Origin of the sequence: Mesorhizobium tamadayense, from assembly GCF_003863365.1 — a bacterium.
Taxonomy (GTDB): domain Bacteria; phylum Pseudomonadota; class Alphaproteobacteria; order Rhizobiales; family Rhizobiaceae; genus Mesorhizobium; species Mesorhizobium tamadayense.
Map to the genome: position 1 here is coordinate 1 of NZ_RQXT01000142.1, position 1760 is coordinate 1760.

Consider the following 1760-nt stretch of genomic DNA (forward strand, 5'->3'; position numbering starts at 1 on the left):
GATCGTCCTGTCGGCGCCAAGCCGGCGGGCGAAAGCGAGCGGAGCGGCGGCGATGTCGGCGACGGTGAGCTCGCCGCAACCGCCAAGCCTCGCCGCCAGCATGGTCAACAGGCCGATGGGACCGGCACCGAACAGGATGAGGTTCCGGCCGGCGATATCGCCGGCCCGCGCGACAGCGTGCAGGCTGACGGCGAGCGGCTCGGCAAGCGCCGCCGCTTGGTAGGCCACATCAGGCGGCACCTTGAAACATTGCGCCGGCGTGGCGTCGAAGAGGCTGGCGAAACCGCCCTGCATATGCGGCGTCTTCGATGCCGAGCCCATGAAATAGATGTTCTCGCAGAGATTGGCGCGCCTCTCCAGACAGCGGGCGCAATGCCCGCACCAGCGCGACGGATTGACGGCGACGTGATCGCCGACGCTGAGGCCAGGTGCGGCGCCGCTGATCTCGACGATCTCGCCTGATATCTCGTGGCCGAGGACCAGCGGCGAGGTGACGACGTAATCGCCGGTGCGGGCATGGCGGAAATAATGCAGGTCGGAACCGCAGATGCCTCCCGCGCCGAAGCGCACCCGCACCATGCCGGGCGCCAGCGGTGCGAGCGGATGCTCGACGATACGCAGGTCCTGCGGGCCGAACAGCGTCGCGGCAATGGCGTGAGCGTTCATCGGATCAGTCCCATCTGGGCCGGCAGCCAGAGCGTGATGACCGGGATGAAGGTGATCAGCAGCAGCGCCACGATCAGCGGTACCAGCCAGGGCAGGATCGCCATGGTGGTGCGCTCGACCGAGAGCTTAGCGACGCGCGACAGCACAAACAGCACCATGCCGAGCGGCGGGTGCAACAGCCCGATCATCAGGTTGAGCGTCATGATCAGCCCGAAATGCACCGGGTTGATGCCGTAGACGGCAGCCACCGGCAGCAGGATCGGCACTAGAATGGTGATCGCAGCGATCGTGTCGAGGAAGCAGCCGACCACTAGCATCAGGATATTCACCAGGATGAGGAAGATCCACTTGTTGTCGGTGAGCGCGAAGATGAAGGTCGAGAACAGCTGTGCCGCCTGGCTGACGGTGAGCAGCCAGGCGAAGATCGAGGCGGCGGTGACGATGAACAGCACCGAGGCCGTCGTCTCGATGGTGTCGAAGCTGGCTTTGGCCAGCAGGCGCAGCGTCATTGTGCGGTAGCGCACCAGCCCGAGGAAAAGCGACCAGATCACCGCGGCCATCGCCGCCTCGGTCGGCGTGAACCAGCCCATCGTCATGCCGCCGATCAGGATAATCGGCGTCATCAGCGCCATGACCGCCGAGAAGTCGAAATACCAGTCGGCCGCAATCAGCACCAGCAGCGCGATGCCGACCGCGATATTGATGGACAGGCCGAGCTGCACCAGCAGATAGCAGGCGAGCGGGAAGGCGGCCACCACCAGCACCTCGCCCGCCGCTTCGGCGAGCCGCCTAAGCTCGAATGGTGTGTCGGAACCCCAGCCGCGCCTGTAGGCGAAGATGGCGACCGTCACCATCATCAGAACGGTCATGACTACACCGGGCAGGATGCCGGCCATGAACAGCGCGCCGATCGAGACATTGGCCATCATGCCGTAGATGACGAAGGGCAGCGAGGGCGGGAAGATCGGCCCGAGCGTGGCGGAGGCGGCGGTGACCCCGACCGCGGCGTCGATTGGATAGCCGTGGTCCTTCATCGCCTTGATCTCGATGGTGCCGATGCCGGCGGCGTCGGCGAGCGCGGTGCCAGACATGCC

The 1760-nt window shown here is 65.7% G+C and carries 2 protein-coding genes; both read right to left on the minus strand.

The genetic code is table 11. The features are described 5' to 3' along the window. A partial coding sequence (locus EH240_RS36820; RefSeq protein ID WP_167484328.1) for an alcohol dehydrogenase catalytic domain-containing protein occupies positions 1-666 on the minus strand: 666 nt, incomplete at its 3' end. Beyond that, positions 663-1760: TRAP transporter large permease (locus EH240_RS36825; protein WP_148101179.1), on the minus strand; the 1098-nt coding region annotated here is incomplete at its 5' end. The genes EH240_RS36825 and EH240_RS36820, both read right to left, overlap by 4 nt.